This is a genomic window from Thauera carbonicopians (genome assembly GCF_025699485.1).
Lineage (GTDB): Bacteria > Pseudomonadota > Gammaproteobacteria > Burkholderiales > Rhodocyclaceae > Thauera.
This window is the reverse complement of record NZ_JANUXN010000042.1, coordinates 1-1,924: the sequence shown is the minus strand read 5'-3', so window position 1 is coordinate 1,924 and position 1,924 is coordinate 1. Positions and strand designations below refer to the sequence as shown.

The following is a 1,924-nucleotide window of genomic DNA, read 5'->3' as shown; positions in this document are numbered from 1 at the left end:
ACCGCCGCCGGCCCGATCAACTGAGCATGGCCGAGTTGCAGGCCTATCTGCTCCATCTGATTGTCGACAAGAAGCTCGCCTACGCGAGCGTCAATCAAGCCGCCTGCGCGTTTCGCTTCCTGTTCCGCGAGGTGCTCGGCGAGCGCGAGCTCTGGCTCGAGATTCCGATGGCCAAGGTGCCCAAGCGCCTGCCGCTTGTGCTTGCGCGCAACGAGGTGGTGCGCCTGTTCGACGCCTGCGCGAATCCACGCAATCGCACTCTGTTGATGACGACGTATGCGGCGGGCCTGCGTGTATCCGAAGTGTGCGCACTGCAGTTGGCCGACATCGAGAGTGCGCCCGATCGAATGTGCATCAAGGTCCGCCATGGAAAGGGCGGCAAGGATCGCTACACGATCCTGTCGCCGCAACTGCTGACGACCCTTCGCGAGTACTGGCGCGCCTATCGGCCGCGTGGCTGGCTGTTTCCGGGCGCGTCGAGCGACTCGCCGATCGCCATCAATACAGCGCAGCGCATCTACTGGGCCGCGCGCGATGCCGCCGGACTGCCCGCTGGTGCCGGCATTCACAGCTTGAGGCACAGCTTCGCGACCCATTTGCTGGAGGCCGGTGTCGACGTGCCGACGATCCAGCGCCTGCTCGGCCACGGCTACATCTCGACCACGATGCGCTATCTGCATCTGGCCCGCTCGCGGGTGACGGGTACCCCCTCGCCACTCGATCTGCTCGTACGCGGCTGATCGGCCGTGTCCCGTTCCCCGGGACTGGCTGGGGTGATCGAGGCGTTCGGCGCTGGCTACCTCGACACCCACGCACTGAGCGTCGCCCAGGCCAAGGCGTGGCGCGCGATCGTGGCCTGCCGCACCGCCGCGCTGGGCGGCCACGTGCAAACCTGCGACGCGTGCGGCGTCTCGCGTCACGTCTTCCACTCCTGTCGCAACCGGCACTGCCCAGTGTGTCAGATGCGGGCCAAGGAGGCGTGGCTGGCTGCGCGCCGGCGCGAATTGCTGCCCGTGCCGTACTTCCACCTGGTGTTCACGCTGCCGCACGCGTTGCACGGCCTGGTCGCTGGCCATCCCCGCCGACTCTACGAGACACTGTTCAAGGCTGCTTCGGCCACGCTTACCGAGTTTGCGGCGAGCGACCGGCATCTCGGCGGCGAAGCCGCCTTCACGCTGGCGCTGCATACCTGGCGCCAGGATCTCGCGCGCCATGTCCATGTGCATGCGCTCGTCGCCGGCGGTGCGTTCACAGCCGCCGGCACGTGGGTGCGCCCCAAACGCGGCTTCCTCTTTCCAGTGAAGGCACTCTCGCGCGTGTTTCGCGGCAAGTTCGTGGCCGCGCTGGCCTCCCAACGGGCAGCGGGCCATTGGCCAACCGTGGCTGCTGACACCGCCTGGGTGCAGCTCAAGGCCGCCCTCTATGCCCACGACTGGGTGGTGTACGCCAAGGCTCCGCTGGGTGGGCCGGCACAGGTGCTCGAGTACCTCGCGCGCTACACCCACCGGGTGGCGATCTCCAACGAGCGTATCGTCGCCATCGGCGAGGACGAGGTGGCCTTTCGGGTCCGCGCGCAAGCGGCCACGGGCACGAAGCGCACGGTGCGGCTTCACGGTCGCGAGTTTCTCACACGCTTTCTCACCCACGTATTGCCGACCGGCTTCAAACGCATCCGCCACTACGGATTGCTCGCACCGGCGCACAAGCGCCACCGGATGGCCGCCGCACGCGCCGCCCTCGACATCCCCGAGCCTGCACCCACGCTCATCGAGTCGGTACAGGCATTCCTGAAACGGATCGACCGCGCCGATTGGCTCGCCTGCACGCACTGCGGCCGCGGCCACTTCGCGGTGAGCGCGCCGCTACCGCCCGTACGGGCACCCGTGCCCGGCTCGCGCGGACCGCCCTGCCCATGAGCCTCAAC

The 1,924-nt window shown here is 67.9% G+C and carries 2 protein-coding genes; both read left to right on the top strand.

Features of this window, described 5'->3' with window-relative positions; genetic code table 11:
* Positions 1-740: tyrosine-type recombinase/integrase (locus NX068_RS21045; RefSeq protein WP_263463197.1), on the top strand; the 740-nt coding region annotated here is incomplete at its 5' end.
* Positions 741-746: 6 nt separating this feature from the next.
* A complete protein-coding gene (locus tag NX068_RS21040; protein ID WP_327084839.1) occupies positions 747-1,916 on the top strand; it encodes an IS91 family transposase in 1,170 nt (389 codons plus the stop codon).
* The last annotated feature ends 8 nt before the right edge of the window (positions 1,917-1,924 follow it).